General features: G+C 70.4%; 19 protein-coding genes. 12 read left to right on the plus strand and 7 right to left on the minus strand.

Going from position 1 to position 21,914, the window contains the following annotated elements:
• Window positions 1-42 precede the first annotated feature (42 nt).
• The gene (locus tag CNO20_RS03880) at window positions 43-1,653 is read right to left on the minus strand and encodes an ABC transporter substrate-binding protein (RefSeq protein ID WP_101294681.1); all 1,611 of its coding nucleotides are present in this window, start codon (window positions 1,651-1,653) and stop codon (window positions 43-45) included.
• Window positions 1,654-1,798: 145 nt separating this feature from the next.
• Here CNO20_RS03880 and CNO20_RS03885 point away from each other — a divergent pair, with 145 nt between their 5' ends.
• Window positions 1,799-2,437 carry a ribonuclease H family protein gene (locus CNO20_RS03885; protein WP_101294682.1) on the plus strand — a complete coding sequence of 213 codons (639 nt, stop codon included), beginning with the start codon at window positions 1,799-1,801 and terminating at the stop codon, window positions 2,435-2,437.
• Window positions 2,438-2,777: 340 nt separating this feature from the next.
• Here CNO20_RS03885 and CNO20_RS03890 read toward each other — a convergent pair whose 3' ends face one another.
• The 3 genes from CNO20_RS03890 to CNO20_RS03900 all read right to left on the minus strand — a co-directional run bounded on the left by CNO20_RS03890 (window position 2,778) and on the right by CNO20_RS03900 (window position 7,375).
• Window positions 2,778-5,027, minus strand: coding sequence for an NADP-dependent malic enzyme (locus tag CNO20_RS03890; protein WP_101294683.1), 2,250 nt, complete (start codon window positions 5,025-5,027; stop codon window positions 2,778-2,780).
• Between the two features lie 74 nt (window positions 5,028-5,101).
• Complete coding sequence (locus tag CNO20_RS03895; protein ID WP_101294684.1) at window positions 5,102-6,166, minus strand: DUF7544 domain-containing protein; 1,065 nt, start codon at window positions 6,164-6,166, stop codon at window positions 5,102-5,104.
• A gap of 87 nt (window positions 6,167-6,253) precedes the next feature.
• Complete coding sequence (locus CNO20_RS03900; RefSeq protein ID WP_101294685.1) at window positions 6,254-7,375, minus strand: M24 family metallopeptidase; 1,122 nt, start codon at window positions 7,373-7,375, stop codon at window positions 6,254-6,256.
• A gap of 306 nt (window positions 7,376-7,681) precedes the next feature.
• Here CNO20_RS03900 and CNO20_RS03905 point away from each other — a divergent pair, with 306 nt between their 5' ends.
• The 5 genes from CNO20_RS03905 (at window position 7,682) to CNO20_RS03925 (ending at window position 11,972) form a co-directional block, all read left to right on the plus strand.
• A complete protein-coding gene (locus tag CNO20_RS03905) occupies window positions 7,682-8,494 on the plus strand; it encodes a COX15/CtaA family protein (protein WP_394337241.1) in 813 nt (270 codons plus the stop codon).
• 134 nt (window positions 8,495-8,628) lie between these two features.
• Entirely contained in the window at window positions 8,629-9,570 is a 942-nt protein-coding gene (locus tag CNO20_RS03910; RefSeq protein ID WP_101294687.1) for a basic amino acid ABC transporter substrate-binding protein, read from the plus strand.
• A gap of 1 nt (window position 9,571) precedes the next feature.
• Entirely contained in the window at window positions 9,572-10,309 is a 738-nt protein-coding gene (locus CNO20_RS03915) for an amino acid ABC transporter permease (protein WP_101294688.1), read from the plus strand.
• Window positions 10,306-11,052, plus strand: a complete 747-nt coding sequence (locus tag CNO20_RS03920) for an amino acid ABC transporter ATP-binding protein (protein ID WP_101294689.1) — start codon at window positions 10,306-10,308, stop codon at window positions 11,050-11,052. Before CNO20_RS03915 ends, CNO20_RS03920 begins: the two co-directional genes overlap by 4 nt.
• Entirely contained in the window at window positions 11,049-11,972 is a 924-nt protein-coding gene (locus tag CNO20_RS03925) for an amino acid ABC transporter permease (RefSeq protein ID WP_101294690.1), read from the plus strand. The genes CNO20_RS03920 and CNO20_RS03925 overlap by 4 nt, the downstream gene beginning before the upstream one ends.
• Before the next feature lie 13 nt (window positions 11,973-11,985).
• Here CNO20_RS03925 and CNO20_RS03930 read toward each other — a convergent pair whose 3' ends face one another.
• A complete protein-coding gene (locus CNO20_RS03930; protein WP_101294691.1) occupies window positions 11,986-12,627 on the minus strand; it encodes a hypothetical protein in 642 nt (213 codons plus the stop codon).
• Between the two features lie 199 nt (window positions 12,628-12,826).
• On the opposite strand from CNO20_RS03930, the gene bioB reads away from it, so the two are divergent.
• From bioB to bioD, 4 genes are read left to right on the plus strand one after another with little or no spacing between them, the layout of a single operon-like run.
• Entirely contained in the window at window positions 12,827-13,966 is a 1,140-nt protein-coding gene (gene bioB / locus CNO20_RS03935; protein ID WP_101294692.1) for a biotin synthase BioB, read from the plus strand.
• A 3-nt stretch (window positions 13,967-13,969) separates the two neighbouring features.
• Window positions 13,970-15,004, plus strand: coding sequence for a (S)-8-amino-7-oxononanoate synthase BioU (locus tag CNO20_RS03940; protein ID WP_101294693.1), 1,035 nt, complete (start codon window positions 13,970-13,972; stop codon window positions 15,002-15,004).
• Between the two features lies 1 nt (window position 15,005).
• Complete coding sequence (locus tag CNO20_RS03945; RefSeq protein WP_101294694.1) at window positions 15,006-16,220, plus strand: aminotransferase class I/II-fold pyridoxal phosphate-dependent enzyme; 1,215 nt, start codon at window positions 15,006-15,008, stop codon at window positions 16,218-16,220.
• On the plus strand, window positions 16,217-16,891 hold the full coding sequence (bioD, locus tag CNO20_RS03950) for a dethiobiotin synthase (protein WP_199174713.1): 675 nt from the start codon (window positions 16,217-16,219) through the stop codon (window positions 16,889-16,891). Before CNO20_RS03945 ends, bioD begins: the two co-directional genes overlap by 4 nt.
• A gap of 164 nt (window positions 16,892-17,055) precedes the next feature.
• On the opposite strand, the gene CNO20_RS03955 is transcribed toward bioD, so the two are convergent.
• Window positions 17,056-18,015, minus strand: a complete 960-nt coding sequence (locus CNO20_RS03955) for a TIGR03557 family F420-dependent LLM class oxidoreductase (protein ID WP_101294695.1) — start codon at window positions 18,013-18,015, stop codon at window positions 17,056-17,058.
• Window positions 18,016-18,417: 402 nt separating this feature from the next.
• On the opposite strand from CNO20_RS03955, the gene CNO20_RS03960 reads away from it, so the two are divergent.
• Window positions 18,418-18,768, plus strand: coding sequence for a four-helix bundle copper-binding protein (locus CNO20_RS03960; RefSeq protein WP_101294696.1), 351 nt, complete (start codon window positions 18,418-18,420; stop codon window positions 18,766-18,768).
• Window positions 18,769-18,998: 230 nt separating this feature from the next.
• Window positions 18,999-20,330, plus strand: a complete 1,332-nt coding sequence (locus CNO20_RS03965) for a M14 family zinc carboxypeptidase (protein ID WP_101294697.1) — start codon at window positions 18,999-19,001, stop codon at window positions 20,328-20,330.
• Window positions 20,331-20,352: 22 nt separating this feature from the next.
• Here CNO20_RS03965 and CNO20_RS03970 read toward each other — a convergent pair whose 3' ends face one another.
• The gene (locus CNO20_RS03970; protein WP_101294698.1) at window positions 20,353-21,864 is read right to left on the minus strand and encodes a replication factor C large subunit; all 1,512 of its coding nucleotides are present in this window, start codon (window positions 21,862-21,864) and stop codon (window positions 20,353-20,355) included.
• Window positions 21,865-21,914 lie beyond the last annotated feature (50 nt).

The following is a 21,914-nucleotide window of genomic DNA, read 5'->3' on the forward strand; positions in this document are numbered from 1 at the left end:
GTCATCGGTGCGTTCCGCGGTACGCGGCCCGGTCGCGTCGGATCACTTCGGCGAGATCGAGTACGCCTTGATGGACTCGTCCCGCCGCGGGGTCCACTCGATGCGCCCGCTCGCGCCGTAGACGCTGTACTGGCGGTTCAGGAAGATCCACGGCGCCTCGTCGTGGGCGACCTGGTTGGCCTGCCGAAGCAGTTGCTCGCGCGCGTTCTCGTCGGTCTCCGCGTTCGACTGCGCGACGAGGTCGTCGAACTCCTCGTTGCTCCAGCTCGTCAGCACCCCCTCGGACGTGAGCAGCGGGATGAGCGTCTGGCTCGCGTCGAACGTCTCGTTGCCCCACCCGATGAGGTAGAAGTGCGGCTTGTCCTCGATGCTGCCGGTCGTCAGCTCGCCCGCGAGCGTCCCGAAGTCGCGCTGGTTGACGGTCGCGTCGACGTTCGGAAGTTCGTTGATGTAGCCGACGACCGCCTGAGCGATCTCCAGGTCCTTCAGGTAGCGCCCGACCGGCGTGTGCAGCTCGATCGAGGCCCCGGCGTGGCCGCTCTCCTCGACGAGCCGCTCCGCCTCGTCGGGGTCGTACGGGTAGATGTCGGTGTCGGGGTTGTACCCCACGAACCCTTCGAGGGTCGGCTGGCTCGTCGCGTCGGCGAAGTCCGACAGCACCTCCTTGACGATCGTCTCCAGGTCGATGGCGTAGTTCATCGCCCGCCGGAACTCCCGGCTGGAGAACGGCTCCACGTCGTACCGCATCGCGTTGTAGATGATGCGCGTGCTCGGAACCGCTTCGACGCGGGCGTTGCCCTGGTTGTTGATGCGGCCCACCTCCTGCGGCGGGACGTTCACCACGATGTCCGTCTCGCCGCTCACGAGCTGGTTGACGCGCGTGCTCGACTCCGCCGCCGCGTTGAGGGTGACGCGGTCGACCGCGGCCGGGTCGCGCCAGTACTCTTCGAACTTGGTGTAGACGACCTCCTCGTCCTCGGTGTACCGCTCCAGCTTGAACGGGCCGGTCCCGTTGACCTCCGAGTTGATCTGGTTCTTCTGTCTGCCTTCGACCCAGGACTTCTGCATGACGTCGCCGTAGCTCGCGAGGAGGCTCACCAGCACCGGATTGACGCCGTCGGAGACGACGTCGACCGCGCGCTCGCCGTCGACGACCGTCGCCTCCGTCACGCCCGCGAGCTGGTCCTTCTGCGGGCTCGCGAGCCCGCCGACGTCGTTGTTCACGATGCGGTTGATGCTGAACGCCACGTCCTCCGGGGTGAGCTCGTCGCCGCTGTGGAATTTGACTCCGTCGCGGACGAACAGCCGGAGCGTGGTGTCGTCGACCTGCTCGTACTCTTCGGCGAGGCTCGGGACGACCTTCCCCTCCGCGTCGCGGTCGAGCGTCCCCTCGTACGCCTGCATGAGGACGATGTCGGTGGTCGTCTCGCGGTGGTCGTGCGGGTCGAGCCCGGAGTCCAACTGCCCCTGCGTGATGGTGACGGCGAACTCGCCGCCGTTTCCGGAACCGTTTCCGCCTCCGTTCCCGTCACCGCTGGGGGTCTGAATCTCGTCGCCGCCGGCGCACCCCGCGACGGACGCCGCCGCAGCCGCGCTCCCCACCAGCGACAGATACCTCCGCCTACTAATCCGTGACTGCCTATCGTCAGCCATGCCCCGTAATTGTTCGACCCTGTTATATATGCTATGGAAAACCACGGCTGGGAGTCACTTTCGAATAAGTCCGACGCGCCGTCGGGACATTGACGGCTTGCCTCAGCCGGCACATACTTAAGTGAACGCCCGACCAAGCGAACGTATGGCCGTTCACGGCCGGTCAACGCTTCGGGACCTGTTCGACGAGTCGCCCACGCCCCACATCGCGCACCCGCCGCGCACCCATCACCGCCACTTCTACGTCGCCACCGACGGCTCCTACCGACCCGACGGCGGCGGCCTCGGGGCCGTGATCGAGACCCGCGACGGCGAGCGCGTCGCCCGGATCGCGATGCCGGACGCCGCGCCGGACAACAACGTCGCCGAGTACCGGGCGCTCCACCTCGGGCTCGACGTGCTCGCCGCGCGCGCCCCGCGGAGCGCGCGCGTCGGCGTTCTCGTCGACCACGACGCCCTCGCCACGAACGTCAACGCCGCGGTTCTCGCCGCCGACCACCCCGACCGGGAGCCGCCGCGGCCGATCAAGGTACCCGCGGACAGCGAACACCACTGGCGGGGGATCCTCGCCCGCATCGCCGGGTTCGAGGAGCTTCGGGCCGCCAGGATCGACGGCCGCATCAACCCCGCTCACCCGCTCGCGAACCGGCCGGAGGAGTACGCGCACGTTAACCGGCGATCGCCCCGCTGCGTGCTCCCGGAGCCGCTCGACTCGGCGGACGCGAACGCCGCCGACCCGCGGTTCCCCCCGCCGTCGCGGTTCGAAAGACGGGCCGGGGATTGACCACCACCTTTTGCGCTGCGCGAACCCGCCCCGCGGGTTCGCTCGGCAAAAGCTGGACCAAAACCCTCGTCACTCACTTCAGCACAGCTTCGCTGTGCTTCCGTTCGTTCCTCGGTCCGCTCGCTCACTCGCTACGCTCGTTCGCTCCCGGTACAACCGCTGCCCGATCGTGACAATCCCAGATCGCCGCCGAGCGGTTGTACCGCAAGCGCCATTGGCGCTTGCGGGCCGCCGACTGAACGGAGGTGCACGAAGTGCACCGAAGTGAAGGAGGAGGCTTTTGGTCCAGCTTTTGCCGAGGGCCACCGCAGATGGCCCGCAGCGCAAAAGGTGGTGGGTCTCACTCCTCCTGCGCGTCCACGACCGCCACGCCCGCGAGGTTGACGATGTCCTTCACCTCGTCGCCGCGCTGGAGGACGTGGACCGGCTTGTCCATGCCGACGAGCATCGGCCCGATGGCCTCCGCGCCGCCGAGCCGCTGCAGGAGCTTGTAGCCGATGTTGCCGGCCTCCAGGTTCGGGAAGATGAGGACGTTCGCGGGCTCGTCGAGTTCGGAGAACTCGTAGGTGCCGTTCAGGATCTCCTCGACGACGGCCGTGTCGGCCTGCATCTCGCCGTCGACGGGGAAGTCGACTTCGGGGTCGTCGTGGAGGAGGCGGACCGCGTCGCGCGGCTTGCGGGTCCCCTCGTTCGTGACGCTGCCGAAGTTCGAGTACGACAGCATCGCCGCGCGCGGCTCGACGTTGAACCGCCGGGCGAGCTTCGCGGTGTGTTTCGTCACCTCGGCGAGCACCTCCTCGTCGGGCGCGAGGTTCACCGTCGTGTCGGCGGCGAAGATGACCCGGTTCTTGAACGTGAGGAGGTACACCCCGGCGGCGTAGTCGGCGTCCTCCGCGGTCCCGATCACCTGCAGCGGCGGGCGCAGCGCGGAGGGGTAGTGGTGGGTCAGCCCCGTGAGGAGGGCGTCCGCGTCGCCTCGCTCGACCATCACGCTCCCGAAGTAGTTGGTGTCGCGGCGGATGAGCTCGCCGGCCTCGCTCCGCGTGAGCCCCTTGCGCTTGCGCAGTTCGTACAGCCGGTCGGCGTACGCCTCGTACCCGTCGTCGCGCGGGTCGACCACCGTCGGCTCGAACTCCAGGCCGAGGTTCCCCGCGGTGCGGCGGATGGTCTCTTCGCTCCCGATGAGGATCGGCTCCGCGATCCCCTGTTCTTCCATCTGGTAGGCCGCCCGGATCATCTTCTCGTCCGTCCCCTCGGCGAGCGCGACGCGCTTCGGGTCCGACTTCGCCTTGTTGAGGACGACGCGCATCATCTCGCGGGACTTGCCCAGGCGCGCTTCGAGCTGCTCCGTGTAGTCGGTCACGTCGATCTCCTTGCGCGCCGCGCCGCTTCGCATCGCCGCCTGCGCGACGGCGGGGGCGACCTCGAACAGCACCCGCGGGTCCAGCGGCTTGGGGATGATGTACTCCGGGCCGAACTGCAGCGGCTGGTCGCCGTACGCCTTGACGACGGCGTCCGGCACGTCCTGCCGGGCGAGGTCCGCGAGGGCCTCCGCGGCGGCGACCTTCATCTCCTCGTTGATCTCGGTCGCGCGCACGTCGAGCGCGCCGCGGAAGATGAACGGGAACCCGAGGACGTTGTTCACCTGGTTGGGGTAGTCGGACCGCCCGGTCGCCATGATGACGGTGTCGTCGCGGGCCTCCTTCGCGTCCTCGTAGGTGATCTCGGGGTCCGGGTTCGCCATCGCGAAGATGATCGGGTTCTCCGCCATCGAGCGCACCATCTCCGGCGAGACGATGCCGCCGACCGACAGGCCGACGAACACGTCAGCGCCCTCCATCGCGTCGGCGAGGTCGCCATCGGGGACGTCGCGGGCGAACTCGCGCTTGTACTCGTTGAGGTCGCCGGCGCGCGCCTCGGTGATGACGCCGGAGGAGTCGCACATCGTGATGTTCTCGCGCTCCGCGCCGAGCGAGACGTAGAAGCGCGCGGTGGCGATGGCGCTCGCCCCCGCGCCGGAGAAGACGATGTTCAGGTCCCCGATGTCCTTCTCGACGAGTTCGACCGCGTTGAGCAGCGCCGCGCCGCTGATGATGGCGGTCCCGTGCTGGTCGTCGTGGAACACCGGGATGGACATCTCCCGGCGGAGGCTCTCTTCGATCTCGAAGCACTCCGGGGCCTTGATGTCCTCTAAGTTGATCCCGCCGAAGGTCGGCTCCATCGCGCGGACCGACCTGACGATGTCGGCGGGGTCGTCGAGGTCGAGTTCGACGTCGAACACGTCGATGTCCGCGAAGCGCTTGAACAGGACGCCCTTGCCCTCCATGACGGGCTTGGACGCCTGCGCGCCGATGTCGCCGAGCCCGAGCACCGCGGAGCCGTTCGAGACGACGCCGACGAGGTTCGCCTTGGCGGTGTAGTTGTACGCCTGATCGGGGTCGTCGGCGATGTCGAGGCAGGGGGCGGCCACGCCCGGCGAGTACGCGAGGCTCAGGTCGCGCTGCGTGTTCGTCGGCTTGGTCGTCGAGATCTCCAGCTTCCCCGGCGGATTCCGCCGGTGGTATTCCCTGGCGTCGTCGTCCAGTCCCATGAGTGCGCCCTCTTCGGGCGACGCCAAAAAGGTATTCCTGTCCGTCGAGTTTGCCGTTCGACAGCTGCCGTGACTCAGGCGGTTTTTGCGCCGCCGGTCGCCGCCGAGCCGAGCGGCGGGAGCAGCGCGAACCGAGCGTTCGCCGATCCGAGCACCCGCAGCTCGTAGGTCGTGAAGTACGTCCGGACCAGGATCTGAATCGGCAGGGAGACGGCCAGCAGCGCGAGGAGCGCGACGGCCGCGATCAGCGCGTAGAGCCCGATCCCGATCGGGGTGGCGACCGCCGCCGAGAAGCCGCCGAGGGCCGCCGTGACGACGAGGGCGGCGACGAACCCGGCGACGGCGATGATCGCGCCGAGGAGGGCGACGAGCAGGCCGACTGCGATGCCGACGCCGATCCCCAGCAGGAACCGCACGACGACGAACGCGAGAAACTGCGCCGGCTCCGCTCGGAGCGTCGGCCAGAACCGCCGCCACGAGGCCAGGACGCCGCCGTCGGTCGCGATCATCACCGGCGCGACGAACTGCACCGTGAACTGAAGGAACAGGGCGACGAGCAGCCCGACGACGAGGGCGACCGGGGCCAAGAGGACGGCCCCCGCCGCGCCGATCCCCGCCGCCAGCGACGCCGGATCGACGACTCCCGCGAGGACGAGCACCCCGACGAGGATGAACGGTAGCGCGGCCAGGAACGCGACGAACGCTTGGAAGGCGAACAGCCGGATGCCCTTCCCGAACCGGCGGCGGAACGGGTCGCGGACGCGGACCTCCCCGGTCCGAAGGGCGTCGAGGAGGACGAACCGCATGACCGACGAGAGCACCGCGAAGAGGAGCCCGACGGCGACGACGATCCCGACGACGGCCAGAACCAGGCCGAGGTCGATCGGCGGAACGCCCGGCGGCAACGGTTCCCCGGGCGACAGCGGCGGGATCGGTTCGCCGGGTCCCGGCGACGGTCCCGGTCCCGGCGTCGACGGCGGTACGTTGACGACGCCGTTCAGACCGCCGCCGCTGCCCCCGCCGCCGAGGAAGAACACGATGACGGCGAGCCGCAGCCAGCGGCCGAAGCGGAACGGGAACAGGAACTGCCGGGTCGACTCCAGGGCGTCGTCGACCGCGTCGAGCGCGTACCAGGGCATACCGGTCGTTTCTCTCGGACGACATATAAGGTTGCCCTGGGGACGGACCGGCGAACGCGAGTCCGCTTCTCCGTCGCCCCCTCGGCGTCAGTCGATCCGCAGCACGGTCGGTCGCTCGACCGCGGCCGGGTAATCGATCGCCGCCACGCGCCGCGTCGGCCACTCGCCGGTGCTCGTGAGCACCTCGAAGCCGTCCTCCGTGACGAGCACCGTGTCCTCGCTCTTCGCGCCCTGCACCGTGGGGTTCCACGCGTAGGCCATCGGGGTCTCGACCGGCGCGTCGAGGTCGGGCGTGGCGATCCACTCGCGGCCGGCGAACCCCGCCGCGCCGCCCTGGTGGTGCTTGCGCCACTCGCCCCGGTAGCCGACGTGCTCGTACGCGGCCTGAATACCGTGGAAGACGCTCGCGGCGGGGCCGTCGAGGCGGGCGACCTCCCGGGTCGCACCCAGGGCCGTCGCCTCGACCTGCATCGCTTTCGTGTGTCGCTCGCCGAGCCACTCCGGCGGGTCGAAGGCGACCGTCCGCGTCATGCTGGCGTGGAGCCCGCCGCGCTCGGCCGTCACCGACAGGAGCGCGTACCCGCCGAGTTCGGCGTCTGTCGGCGTGTAGTGGCGGTACTTCTGTGCCCGCTCCGCCCCGCCGACGAGCACGACGGGCGCGTTGATCCCCCGGGCGGCGAGCGCGATGCGGAGCCCCGCCGCGACCTCGCGCTCCGCGTCGTCGGGTTCGAGTTCGCGCGCGACCGCCTCGACCGCTTCGGCCACCTCCGCGCCGAGGGTTCGGTACGCGTCGATGTCGTGCTCCGAGAGGGGCTGTCGGAGCGGCGAGGCGTCGACGCGGTCGAACCCCGGGACGTCGAAGTCGGCGGCCGCGGGCGTCGGGGAGGTCGCGGCGACCGCCTCCGCGAGCGACGACTCGTACCACGGCGCGGACTCGACCGCGACGTCGGCCGGCAGTTCCTCGTCCGCGAGCCGCCCCGCCTCGATGTTGTTCGTCACGACCCGGAGCCCCGCCGTCCCGTCTTCGGCGCGGACGTACCCCGCGGCCGCGACGCCGACGTCGCCCGCGCGGTCGACGACGTTGTCGCCGCCGGTCAGCCACGCGAAGGAGTTCGGGCGGGCGAACCACACCGCCTCCAGGCCGTTCGCGTCGAGGTAGTCGTCGAGCCGGTCGGTCCGATCGAGTGCCGCGTCCGCTGCCTCCGTCATGTTCTACCGGAGGCTTCACGCCGGGGCACTTGAATGCGGGTGAAGGGGGCCGCGCTACGAATCGGGGTCGGCGGTCGTCGGCGCGGGCCGGATCGACGACGCGGACCGACCCGCGGACGCTGATCGAACACTTGCGTCCGCGGATCGACCCACCGACGGACCGAGCCCGTTCGAGAACCGGTACGTCGGACGCGCGTTCGGACAAGCCTAAGTGCACACGCTCCCGAGTAGAGAGGTAGCATGGCCACCGCACGCTTCCGCCCCGCGTGGCTCACCTTCCGGCGCTTCGCCGCCTTCACCGCGGGGTTGACGGTCTTTCTCATCATGCTCGGCGTCTACACCGCCGCCACGGGATCGGGGCTCGCCTGCTCGGCCCAGTGGCCCCTCTGTGACAACGGACTGCTCCCGCAGACGGTTCCCAGCTTCGTCGAGTGGTTCCACCGGCTCGTCGCGATGATCGCGGGCTTTTTCATCCTCGGGACGGCCCTGTGGGCCTGGCGCACCCCCGACCCGCGGACGAGGACGGCGGCGACCCTCGCGGTCGTGCTGCTCCCGCTGCAGATCAGCATCGGCGCGGTGACGGTGACGCTCAACGGGATGCTGCCCTCGGGATACTCGCCGCCGACCCAGGCCGCGCACCTGCTCGTCGCGCTCGCGATCTTCACGCTGCTCGTGTTCGCCGTGCTGTTCGCCTACGAGGGGCGGTACCGCGCCGACGCGCTCAGCCGCGTCCGCGGCGGGCTGCTCGTGTCGCTCGCCCTCCTGCCGCTGTCGGCGCTTTTCAGCCGCGTCACGTCGGCGGTCCTGCCGTACTCGCCGGCCGCGCAGGCGGCGTTCATCGGGTCGTCGCTCGTGCTGTTCGCCGCGCTGGTCGCGGTGACCCACTGGGTCGGGGGATCGAACCTGGCGACGCTCCGGGCCGCGACGCTCCCGGCGCTCGGGCTGGTGTTCGTCCACCTGCTCCTCGGCCGGGACCTCGTGTTCTACACGCCGACGATGCGTCTCCTGAACGTCGGCCTGCTCGTCGCGACGGGCGCGCTGCTCGTCGGGGCTGCGTGGCTGGCCTACCGCCGGAGCGACGTCGGCCCCGGTCGGGCGTCGTACGCCAGCGGCGACTGAGCCGGAAGCGGGTTCGCGGCTCGGTCGTACCCGACCGACCGCCGGCCGCCGTCGCCCTCGCCCGAAACGGCGTCAGGCGGCGGAGTCCCGTGAAGAAGAAAGGTTGAAACGTCTTCTCGACCTGTCCAATTTATATGGACGACAGGCACGAGGCTCGCCAACGCGGCGTAAGCCGTCGGACGTACGTGAAGATGGCCGGCGCGGGCGGCGCCGTCGGAATCGCCGGCCTGGCCGGCTGCACCGTCGACACCGGCGGAGACGGTGGCGGCGATGGCGGCGGCGGAGACGGCGGCGGAGACGGCGGCGGCGAGAAGACGATCGTCGCCGGGACCGCGCCGGGGTTCCCGCCGTTCGAGATGAAACAGAACAACGAGCTGGTCGGCTTCGACATCGACCTGCTGGAGGCCGTGGTCTCCGAGACGGACTACACGCTCTCGGAGTGGCGGACGTTCGAGTTCAACTCGCTCATCCCCGCCCTGCAGAACGACCGGATCGACGTCATCGCGGCCGCGATGACGATCAACGAGGAGCGCAAGCGGACGATCTCCTTTTCGAACCCGTACTACAATGCGGACCAGGCGATCCTCGTGCGCGAGGGCGGCGACTTCCAGCCGCAGTCGCTGGACGACCTGTCCGGGCGCAAGGTCGGCGCCCAGGAGGGGACGACGGGCGCGGGGCTCGTCGAGAGCCGCCTCATCGAGGAAGGGAAGCTCGAACAGGCCAACTACAACGCCTACGGGAACTACGTCCTCGCGGTCGAGGACCTGGAGAACGGCAACATCGACGCCGTCGTGCTCGACGTGCCGGTGGCCCAGACGTTCGCCGAGGAGCGGAACGTCGAGGTGGCGACCGTCGTCGAGACGGGCGAGCGCTACGGGTTCGGCGTCCGGCAGAACGACGACGACCTCCGGTCGGCGCTGAACAGCGGCCTCCAGGCCGTCCGCGACAGCGGGAAGTACGAGGAGATCCGGAACAAGTGGTTCGGATCGGAGTCGGAGGCGGGCACCGAAACGGCGGGGAACGAGACCGCCGGCAACGAGACGGCGTCGGGGAACGAAACCACGACCCAGTCGTGACATGACCGGCGTCGAACTCCCCCCGATCGCCCTCCAGCAGGCGAGCGACTGGGCGTTCGTCTGGGAGAACAGCGGGTACCTCTTCGCCGGCACGGCGCTGACGATCGCGCTCACGGTCGCCAGCGTCCTCCTCGGCTTTTTCGTCGGCTTCCCGGCGGGCGTCGTCGAGGTGTACGGCGGCCGCGCGAGCAGGGGGCTCGTCGAGACGGTCGGCGTCGTCCTGCGCGGGACGCCGATCGTCGTGATCCTCATCTTCATGTACTTCGTGTTTCCGACGCCCGACCTCACGATCGGGGTCCTCGGCGTCACGGCGTCGCTCTCGGGGGCGTTCCTCGCCGGCGTGCTCGGCCTCGGCCTCCGGAGCGCGGCGTACCAGTCGCAGATCTTCCGCGGGGCGCTCCAGAGCGTCGACGAGGGCCAGATGGAGGCCGCCCGGTCGATCGGGATGGACAAGCTCGCGTCGATCAGGCACGTCGTCGTCCCGCAGGCGCTGCGCCGAAGCGTCCCCGGCTTCCAGAACGAGGTCACCATCGTGCTGAAGGACACGAGCGTCGTCTTCGCCATCGGGCTCGCGGAGCTGCTCACGCGCAGCTACGACCTGTTCGTCGTCCGGACGACCGCCGTGCTGGAGATCCTGCTCTTCGCCAGCGCCATCTACTTCGTGCTGACGTTCACGACGAACCGGGCGCTCGACCTCGTGAGCGCGCGCTACGCTATCCCCGGGGGTGAGTCGGCGTGAGCGATCCGCTGCTCCGCGTCGAGCGCGTCTCGAAGAGCTACGGCGACGAGCAGGTGCTTCGCGAGATCAGCTTCGAGATGGACCGCGGCGACGTCACCGTGCTCATCGGCCCCAGCGGCAGCGGCAAGTCGACGATGCTCAGGTGCGTCAACCGGCTCACCGAGGTCGACAGCGGCGAGATCTACCTCGACGGCGAGCGCGTGACCGGCCCGGACGTCGACGTGAACGAGCTCCGCCGGCAGGTCGGGATGGTGTTCCAGGACTTCAACCTCTTCGCGCACCTCACGGCCCGGGGGAACGTGATGCTCGGGCCGCGGCAGGTGCTCGGCCTGAGTAAGGAGGAGGCCCGCCGACGCGCCGACGAGCAGCTGGCGCTCGTCGGCCTCGCCGATCAGGCGGACTCGTACCCTGCGGAGCTCTCCGGCGGCCAAAAGCAGCGCGTCGGCATCGCCCGCGCGCTGGCGATGGAACCGAAGCTCATGCTCTTCGACGAGCCGACGAGCGCGCTCGACCCCGAACTCATCGGGGAGGTGCTCGAAGTGATGCGCGACCTCGTCGAGCGCGGGATGACGATGCTCGTCGTCACTCACGAGATGAGCTTCGCGCGCTCCGTCGCCTCGGAGATCATGTTCCTCGACGGCGGCCGGATCGTCGAGCGCGGGCCGCCCGAGCAGCTGTTCGAGCGGCCGGAGCACGACCGCACCGCGACGTTCCTCCGTCGCATCACCCAGCTCCACTCATGAGCGAGCCGGTCGCGGACGCCGTCCGGGAGGGCGAAACGGCGACGCGAACGATCCCCGCGGGGCGTCCGCTCGTCGTCCTCGCCGGGGGGCTCTTCTGGGGGTGGCTGCTCCTGCGCTGGCTCAACGACTGGCTCGGCGGGCTGTTCGTCCCGCGCGGGGAGCCGTTCGTGTCGCCGGAGGCCGTCGAGGCGCTCGGGGCGGCGGTGCCGGCGCTCCGCGGCCTCTTCGACTCGACCGCCTTCGCCGTCACGTACCTCCCCGCGCTGTCGGCGGGCGTGTGGCTCACGATCGTGCTGACGGCGACGAGCATCGCGCTCGGGTTCGTGCTCGCGGTGCCGCTCTCCGTCGCGCGCGTCTACGGCCGGTGGACGAGCTACCTGTCCCTCGCGTACACCGAACTCCTGCGCGGGACGCCGCTTCTCGCGCAGCTTTTCGTCATCTACTACGGGCTGAACTTCGTCCAGTACGTCCCGCCGTTGCTGGACGGCGTGTTCGCGAACAACGCCGTCTGGGCGGCCATCGTCGGCTTCACGCTCAACAGCGCCGCGTACCAGGCCGAGTACATCCGGTCGGCGCTCCTGAGCGTCGAATCGGGACAGCTCACCGCCGGCCGCGCGATCGGGCTGACGAAGCTCCAGGCCATCCGGTACGTCGTGCTCCCGCAGGGGCTCCGCTTTGCGATCCCCGGCTGGACCAACGAGCTCATCTACCTCATCAAGTACTCCTCGCTCGCGGCGTTCATCACCGTCCCCGAGCTGTTCCAGCGGACGAACGCCATCGCCTCGGACAACTTCCGCTACACGGCGATGTTCTCGCTCGCGGCGCTGCTCTACCTCGCGCTGGTCATCTCCGCGTCGAGGCTCATGAACGCCGTCGAAGACCGGGTGGCGATCCCGGGGCTCGGCGCTCGGGGCCGGTGATCCGCGGCGCCCGTTAGCTCTCTTCTGCGAATCCGACCGCGAGTTCGAAGCCCCACGCGAACTGGGCGAGCGCGTCACCTCCGAAATCGCTCCCCGCCTCGGCGACGGACACGCGCGTTTCGAAGCGGTACCTCCCGGGCGTCATGTACCCCTTCGATCGGTAATCGTCCCACACGTCGTACTCGACGGCGACCGACTCGCCCTCGTCGTACGTGCGGGGCGAACACCCGTAGGCGGCGTACGCTCGCGGTCGGTCGGCGGGAACGTCCGGCGTCCACGTGTCGCCCTTTCGATCGATGCTCTCCGCCGCTTTCGGATCCTTGAGCACGAGGCCGCCGCCGACGCTGACCCCGCGATCCCGATTGAAGAGGCTACACCCCCCTTCGCCGGCGGAGAGAGCGCGCCGCGGCCCCTCGTTGGTCGTTTCGACGCGGATTCTGGCGGTGCGATCCGCCGTCACGGTCGGTTCGAGGAGGGTTACCTCGATGCAGACGTCCAGGTTCGGTGGCGAGTCGTCGACCGCCGCGAGCGAAACCGTGCGCCGGTTCGTCTCGCCGCTTCGACTCTCTCCCGTTCGATTCGCTCCTCGTCGCACACACCCGGCGAGCGTCGCGCCGCCTCCGGCGGCGCAGCGGAGAACCGCGCGTCGTTTCATACCCGTGAGTGCGCCCGCGGGGTCAAATCACTCCGGGAGGGTCAAACGACCGCTGTAGTTATCCCACTACCGCTCGCTCGGACCTCCGTCCCGCTCCCGTCCTCCTCCGCGCCGCAGTAAGGCGTCGCTTCCGACCGAAACAGTCAGCTCGGACGAACGTCCCCCAACGATTATATTCTCGTCAACCGAGCAACCACGTGTGGTTTACGAGCCTACCGGAAACCGGACCGTCGACGGCGCCGTCGAGCGGGTGCTCGGCGGCGGACGGCTCGACCGGACCGACGGACTCGCGCTTCTGGCTCAGCCGGTCGAGGCACTCTCGGCCGCGGCGGACGCCGTCCGCGCGGCGTTCGGCGACGGCACCGTCGACGCGTGCAGCATCGTCAACGCGAAGGCGGGGAACTGCGCCGAGGACTGCGGCTTCTGCGCGCAGTCGGCCCACTTCGACGCCGGCATCGACACCTACGACTTTCTCGACCCGGAGGAGATCCTCGCCGCCGCGAAGCGCGCCGAGCGGGACGGGGCACAGCGGTTCGGCGTCGTCGTGGCCGAGAAGGGCGTCAGCAAGCGGCGTCGGCCCGACGAGTGGGCCGACGTCATCGAGGCGATCCGCCTCGTCCGCGACGAGACCGCCGTCGAGGTGGACGCCAGCCTCGGCATCCTGACGGAGGAGGAGGCGCGGATCCTCGCCGACGAGGGCGTGAACCACTACAACCACAACATCGAAACGTCGCCCCGCTACTTCCCGGAGGTCGTCGGCACCCACAGCTTCGAGGATCGGGTGGAGACGCTGGAGGTGGCGAAGGAGGCCGGGATGGATCTCTGCGCGGGCGTCATCCTCGGAATGGGCGAGACGCCGGCGGACCGCGTGGACGCGGCGATCGCGCTGCAGGGGATCGGCGTCTCGTCGCTCCCGGTCAACGTCCTCAACCCCATAGCGGGGACCCCGATGGGTGATCGGGAGTCGGCCGCCATCACGACCGAGGAGATCGTCAAAACCGTCGCGGTGTACCGGCTGCTCCACCCGCGCGCCCGGATCCGGCTGACCGGCGGCCGCGAGGTCAACCTCGCGCCCGACGAACAGCACCTCCCCTTCGAGGCGGGCGCGGACGGCATCCTCACCGGGGATTATCTCACGACCGAGGGGCAGTCCCCCGGCGACGACATCCGGGCGATCGAGCGGGCGGGCCTGCGCCCGAACGCGACCGTCAACGAGTTCGATCCCGCGGCGGTCAAAGCCCGCGACGCGGCGGATCCGCCGGTCGAGACGGCGGCCGGCACGGCGACCTCGGCGGACGAGACGGGGACGAACGACGAGACGATCACGGACGACGACTGATCCATGGACGACATCAGCTTCGCGGTTCTCGGCACCGGCGGCATCGGACGACGAACGCTCGACATCTCGCGTCACAAGGAGGGACTCACTCCCGTCGCCGCGTGCGACCGTCGCGGCGTCGCGATCGACCCCGAGGGGCTCGACGTCGACGAGCTCCTCGCGGCGACGGGAGGCGACGCGGCGGGCGACGACGCCCCGGCGACGGCGGACGGGGGAACGGCGGTCGAGCGGCGCGGCCTCGCCGCGTCGGCGCAGGCGGAATCGACGGACGCGCCGATCGACGACGTGATCGCCGCGTCGGACGAGATCGACGCCGTGCTTCTCGCCCTGCCGAACCTCGAACACGACTTCATCCCGCGCGTGGCTGACCGCTTCGTCGACGCGGGCTACGAGGGGGTCGTCGTGGACGTGCTGAAGCGTTCGCGCGTGATCGGCATGCTCGACGAGCGCGCGGACGCCTTCGAGGGGTCGGGGATCACGTTCGTCTGCGGCGCGGGCGCGACGCCCGGGTTCCTGACCGGCGCGGCGGCGCTCGCCGCCCAGTCGTTCATCGAGGTCGAGTCGGTGGAGATCTGGTGGGGGGTGGGCCTGAAGTCCGGGTACGAGGACAACCGCGGCACCGTCCGCGAGGACGTCGCCCACCTCGATGGGTACGACCTCGACGCCGTCCGCGATCTCACCGACGAGGAGATCGAGGAGATAATCGACGCCCGCGGCGGCGTCCTGGAGTTCCGCGACATGGAGCACGCCGACGACGTGCTGCTCGAACGGGCGGGCATCTGCGACGCGGCGGACGTCACCGTCGGCGGGGTCCTCGACGTTCGAAGCGACGAGAAGCCGACGACGACGACGGTCAGGGTGACGGGGCGGACGTTCGACGGCGAGACGGGGACGAACACCTTCGAACTGGACGACGCCACGAGCATGGCCGCGAACGTCAACGGGCCGGCGCTCGGCTACCTGAAGGCCGCGGTCCGCCGCAACCGCGCCGGCGAGTACGGCGTGTTCGGCCCGGCGGAGCTCATGCCCGGATTCTGAGATGGGTGGGCGACGCCCGACCGACGCGACGGGGCGCGGCTTCGGCCTCGCCGGCCGGCTCGCGGCGCGCGAGTCGCAGGGCCTCAGGCGCGACCTCGCGCCGGCAGACCGCGTCGCGGAGCGGGCCCGGCTCGCGCCGGATCCGCGCGGCGACCCGCCGTCGTTCGGCGACGAGGAACTCGTCTTCGCGTCGAACAACTACCTCGGTCTCGCGGACGACGAGCGGGTCCGCCGGGCGGCGGTCGCCGCGGTCAGGGAGGTCGGCACCGGTGCGGGCGCGAGTCGGCTCGTCACCGGCGACACCGCCGTCCACCGCGCGCTGGAGCGCGACCTCGCGGACGCGAAGGGGACCGAGCGCGCGCTCGTGTTCCCGTCGGGCTACGCGGCGAACGTCGGCACGATCGCCGCGCTCGACCCGGCAGCCGTCTTCTCGGACGAGCTGAACCACGCGAGCATCGTCGACGGCTGTCGTCTCTCGAACGCGGAGACGGTCGTCTACGACCACGCGGATCCCGACGACCTCGCGCGGCGGCTCGACGCCGATCCGACGGACGGCCCGCGGCTCGTCGTGACGGACTCGGTCTTCAGCATGGACGGCGACGTCGCCCCCCTCGGCGCGCTCTGCGACGTCGCCGAGGCGCACGACGCGTGGGTGATGGTCGACGAGGCGCACGCGACCGGCCTGTACCGGGACGCCGGCGGCGTCGTCCAGCGAGAGGGACTCGAAGACAGAGTGCAGGTGCAGGTCGGGACGCTCTCGAAGGCGCTCGCCGGCCAGGGCGGGTTCGTCGCCGGGAGCGAGACGCTGATCGAGCACCTGCTCAACGCCGCCCGCCCGTTCGTCTTCTCGACCGGCCTCGCGCCGCCGGCCGCGGCGGCGGCCCGCGAGGCGCTCCGGATCGCGCGCGAAGGGGACCGCCGGGAGCGCCTCTGGGAAAACGTCGCGCGGCTCCGGGACGGGTTGACCGACGCGAGCTACGACGTGTGGGGCGAGACGCAGATCCTCCCCGTCGTCGTCGCGGACCGTCGGCGGGCGATCGCGCTGGCCGAATCGCTCCGCGAGCGGGGCGTCGTCGCGCCCGCGATCCGCCCGCCAACCGTTCCCGAGGGAACGAGCCGGCTGCGCGTCGCGCCGACGGCGGCCCACGCCGAGGCCGACGTCGACCGCTGTCTGGAGGCGTTCCGCGAGGCGGGGCGGGAGGTCGGCGTCCGGTGACCGGGGTTTTCGTCGTCGGGACCGACACGGGCGTCGGAAAGACCGTCGTGACGGCGGGGCTGACCGCGCGGCTGCGGGACGCCGGCCTGGCGGCGCGGGCGATCAAGCCGGCGCAGACGGGGTACCCGCCCGACGACGACGCGGCGTTCGTCGCCGACGCCTGCGGAACGCCCGAGGCGGCGACGGCGCTCCGACGGCTGGAACCGCCGCTCGCGCCGCGGGTGGCCGCGGAGCGCGCCGACGACCCGCTCGACTACGACGCCCTCCTCGCGGGCTGCCGCCGGGCTCTGGACCGCGCGGAGGTCGGAATCGTCGAGGGGATCGGCGGCGTGCGGGTCCCCCTCGCCGGCGACGCGGAGGTTATCGACCTCGTCGCCGACCTCGACCTGCCGGCGGTGGTCGTCGCCCGCTCGGGGCTTGGAACGCTGAACCACACCGCGCTGACGGTCGACGCGCTCGCCCGTCGGGGGGTTCGGGTCCACGCCGTCGTGCTGAACCGGTACCGGGCCGCGACGGTCGCGGAGCGGACGAACGTCGCCGAACTCGAACGCATGACGGGGCGGCCGGCGTTCACCGTCCCGCCCTCGGCCGGCGGCGATCCGGCGGCGCTGGCGGCCGACGTTCGCGAGGCGCTTCCCCCGGCGGCGCTTCCGGACTCCGTTCGCCCCTAACCGACCGCTCGGCGCGATCCGATCGAGTTCGACCCCGGGTCGGCCCGATAGACGTTCGACTCGCCTCGGTCGCGGCGGTCCGATCCGATCGTGTAACCCGATCCGGTCGTGCGATTCTATCGTTCGACGGCGGCGGGCGAACCGGACGCGCGGCGACGCCGGGCTCACTCCAACTCGGGGAGCACCTGCTCCTCGTAAAAGTCGAAGAAGTCCTCCTGGTTCGGGCCGATCTGGTGGACGTACGCGTAGTCGAACCCCGCGTCGAAGCACTGCCGGATCGTGTCGACGTGCGTCTGCGGATCGGGGTCGGTGATGATCGTGCCCTCGCGGATATCCTCTTCCGTCACCATCTGCGTCGCCTGCTCGAAGTGCTTCGGCGTCGGCAGGAGCTGCGCGAGTTCGCCCGGCAGCGCCGAGTTCGGCCAGTGTTCGAGCGCCGTCTGCACGGCCTCCTCCTCGGATTCGGCGTAGCAGACTGACAGCTGCGTGATGTTCGTCCCGCCCCCGCCGCCGCCCTCCTCGAACTTCTCGACGAGGCTGTCCTGCGGTCCGAGCGTCCAGAGCCCGTCCGCCCACGAGCCGACCGCCTTCGCCGTCTTCGGACCGAAGGCGGAGGCGATGATCGGCGGGGTCTCCTCGGGGAGCGTGTAGAGGCGCGCGTTCTCCACGTCGTAGTGCTTCCCGTGGTGACTCACGTTGTCGCCCTCCCAGAGCTTCCGGATCACCTCGACCGCCTCCTCGAGCATCTCCAGGCGGACGGCGTGTTCGGGCCAGTGCTCGCCGACGACGTGCTCGTTCAGGTTCTCGCCCGTCCCGACGCCGAAGTAGAACCGCCGGGGCATCATCGTCGCCGCCGTCGCGGCCGCCTGCGCGTAGATCGCCGGGTGCATGCGCACGATCGGGGCCGAGACGCCGACGCCGACGTCGACGTCGTCGACCGCCTGCGCGACGCCGCCGAGCGTCCCCCAGACGAACGGCGAATGGCCCTGCCGGCTGATCCACGGGTGGTAGTGGTCGGAGACGGAGAGGAAGTCGAACCCGACCTCCTCGGCGCGGGCGGCGTACTGGACGAGGTCGTTCGGACCGTGCTCCTCGCTCGATAGTGTGTAGCCCAGGTTGGTCATGGTTGTCGGTAGGCAGCGGTGGTCGCTGTGCGACCGCGGTTCACTGTTCGGCCATATCCTCGATAAGGTTACTTGCCGATCGAGCGGAAACGGTTCGGTCGCGGAATCGTTCCGCAGAGCCGGACAGACGGGACGAGCGTTCGTTCCGGCGGGCCGGGCTAAAAGTCCGAAGCGAAACCGTCCCCGGGCCTGGCTTTCGAAAAGCGGGCGGCCGCTCGCGCGCCGGACGTCGGGCCGTCGGCCGCCGCGACGGACGGATCGGACGCGCGGCGGTTCGAAATCCGACGATCGACCGCGGAGCCGGCGCGGTTCGGTCGCCTTCGCCGCGTCCGAACCGCGCGCTCGACCCTTGGAATCTTAGCCGGAACCGACGAAAAGCTGCCCGTCGACGTTTTGCATGCGATGGCGCTCCAACAGATATCCCACCTGACCGACGAGATGGCGAACTGCATCGACAACTGCTTCGAGGCCGCCCAGGCGTGCGAGTGGTGCGCCGACGAGTGCATCGGCCAGGGCGAAGAGATGGCCCGGTGCGCGCGCCTCTGCCGCGACGTGGCGGATCTCACGACGAAGCACGCCCGGTTCATGGCGCGGAACTCGAACTACAGCCCCGTTCTCGCGGAGGCCTGCGCGGGGGCCTGCGAGGAGTGCGCCGACGAGTGCGAACAGCACGACGACGAGCACTGTCAGGTCTGTGCGGACGTGCTCCGCGACTGCGCGGAGAGCTGCCGCACGATGATGCAGGAGGCGTAGAGCGATCGGCGGGGAAGCGGTTCCCGTCCGACGGATGCGATTCGATTCGATCCGACCTCCCCGTTTTCGGCCGAGCGCGCTCGTGCGAATGCCGCTCGAACGCGTCGCCCGAGGCGACGTTCCGGAGCGGCGATTTGTTTCGGTCTAGTGAAAAGTGTTAGTACCGACGGCGGCCTGAGGGCAGGTGCGCCGAAGAACACGCGATCGGAGTTTTAACAGCACATCGACACATGGACCGAAGACAGTTCCTTCGGACGGTCGGCGGCGCGGCGGCGACCGCGGCGGCCGTTCCGAGCTTTTCGACCCCGATTCGGGCGGCCGAGTCGGAGGGCGTCCCCGACACGAGCGCGTACCTCACGAACGACCAGCTGACGCGGCGACTCGAACTGCTCGACCGCGAGAGCGACCTCGTCTCCCGCCGGCGGAGCGGCCGCTCCGCCGGGCGGGGCGACCCCATCTGGGAGGTGACGGTCGGCGAGGGCGCGACGAGCGTCCACCTCGTCACGCAGATCCACGGCGACGAGCCGGCGGGGACCGAGGCCGCACTGATTGTGCTCCGACAGCTCACCGCCGACCCGGACGAGTTCGCGGACGTGCTCGACAACGTCACGCTGACCGTCGTGCCGCGGGCGAACCCCGACGGGGCGATGTTCGCCCGGGACGCGGACGGCGACCGGGATCCCGAGCGGCTCACGCGCCGGGAGAACACCCAGCCGTGGCGACCGGGCGACTCGCGCCACAGGCCGGATTACTACGACGATCCGGCGGGCGCGCCGGGCGGCTACGATCTGAACCGCGACTTCAACGTCCGAACCGAGTTCGACGCGACGCCCGGCGCGGCCGACGATCCCGACTGGTGGTCGCAGACGGAAGACGACGGCGAGACGGTCTGGCAACTCGACGTGCCGCACGGCGGGCACACCCTTCCCGCGAGCGGACTGCGGCTGACGCCGGAGACCGAGGCGATCACGCGGTCGTTCCTGCGGGCCGATCCGGACTTCGCCATCACGCACCACCACCAGGCCACCGCCGCGGATCCGACCGCGGGGAGAGACAGGCCTTCGATCATGAGCGTCATGGCCCCGTTCGGCCCGGCCTACGCCGAGCGGGCGGTCGAGTACGATCCGGAAGCGCCGGTCGCCGAGTACGTCAATCCCTTCCTGAACCGGGCGACGAGCGACCGGTCGCTCCGGTTCAGCGCGCTCGTCGCGCGGCGGCTGTCGGCGGTCGGCCCGTGGGACGTGTTCGACACCGTGACCCGGTACGGCTACGTGTCGCTGTGGGGGTCGTACCTGGACACGCTCTGTCCGAAGACGGACGCCGCCGGGATGCTGTACGAGGTCGCCGGGCAGTCCGACGAGGTCGGATCGCAGGCGTACGGGCTGAAGGTCGAGGCGTCCCGGATCGGGTTTCTGGAGTCGCTCCGGGCGATCGCCGCCGATCCGAAGGTACGCGGGATCGACGAGTCCGCGTACTTCGACATCCCGCTGCGGGGCGAGGAGATCGGGGCCGGGACGGGAGGGATGGAGCGCGGGACGGGCGGAGCGCGAGACAGGCCCTGAGGTACCGCCGCTATCGCGGCGGTCAGAAGAAGTCGTTGAGGCCGGACTGGCCGTCGTCTCCGTCGTCGCCGCCGTTCGCCTCGGCGGGCTCGTCGCCCTCGCCCGTCTCGCCGGTCTCGCTCCGCCCGTCGTCGACCGCGGTTCCGTCGGCGGTACCGGGGTCGCCCGTTTCCGCAGACTCGTCCGGCTCTCCCTCGTCGCCGGCGCTCGCCGCGCCCGCGAACGCGCCGCCCGAGTGCTCCTCCATCGCCCGCTCGCGGAGTTCGGTCGCCTCCTCGACGATCGACTGCACCTTCTTCGTCGACTCGCCGCTGCCCGTGACGTAGGACACCTCGGCGGCGTCCATCTCGTAGGCGGCGGCCATCGCCACGGTCAGTTCGCGGTTCTTGCAGTGGTGCGTCATGGCCGCGAGGTACGGCAGCACCTCCCGGCGGGCGATGGCGACGCTCACTCCCGCGGACTCGCCGACCTTTCGGGCGATCTCGTCGCCGGTCTTGTCGGACTTCGGCCAGAACTGCGGACGGCCGAAGCGCGTCCACCCGCCCTTCGTGCCGTCGCGGGCGGCCGCGACGCCGGCGGCGAGGTTGTCGCCCGCGTAACGCCAGTAGCGGTAGTTCTGCGTCGCCCGCACGCGGCCGAGCCAGCGGTCGGCGTTCGAGAGGAACTCGTAGGCGCGTGCGAGTTCCTCCCCCTCGTACACCTTCGGCGCGTTCTCCTCGACCCACTTCGTCAGGTCGTCGGGCGTCTCGTCCACGGCGTACGAGGAGCGCAGCGCCTCCCGGGGGTGCTGTTCTTTGAGAACCGCGTCGAGAAACTGGAAGATCCCCATGGTCCGGTCCCGGCTGCCCGTGACGACGTCCTCGACGGTCAGGCGGTCCTTCCCCTCCGCTGCGGCCTGGAGGTCGTTGACCGCGCCGCGGAGGTCGCCGCTGTTCTCGTCGGCGATGCGCTGGAGCGCGTCGGCGTCGTACTCCATCCCCTCCCGCCGGCAGATGTCGCGCAGCACGGGGACGATGGAGCGGGCGGAGACGTCCCGGAACTCGATGTCCTCGCAGGCGTTCCGCAGCCCGCGGCTCATCTCGTAGAACTCGTTGGCGATGAGCACCATCGGCTGGCCCGCCTCCTTCACCAGTCGCGTGATCGCGCTCGTCCCGCCGCGGTCGTAGTTGCCGTGGATGTTGTCCGCCTCGTCGAGGATGATGAGCTGTCGGCCGCCGCCGGCCTCGCCCGGTGCGCCGTCGGAGCCGACGCTCCCGCCGAGCGTGGCGTTCTTCGCCGCCCGCCCGGCGAACCGCTCGATGACGCTCGCCGTCCGCTGGTCCGAGGCGTTGAGCTCGACGGTCTCCCAGCCCATGTCGTTCGCGAGCGCGTGGGCCGCGGAGGTCTTGCCGATCCCGGGGCTCCCGTGGACGATCACGGCCTCCCGGTGGTCGTCCCACGACTCGGCCCACTCCCTGAGCCGGTCGCGGGCCTTGTCGTTGCCGCGGATCGCGGAGAGGGTTCGAGGGCGGTACTTCTCCGTCCAGTCGGTCATTACCGGAGCAAGGCGCGTAGCGCGTTTAGTGGTTGCGGAGCGTCGCTCCT

The sequence above is a fragment of the Halegenticoccus soli genome, from assembly GCF_002844195.1.
Lineage (GTDB): Archaea > Halobacteriota > Halobacteria > Halobacteriales > Haloferacaceae > Halegenticoccus > Halegenticoccus soli.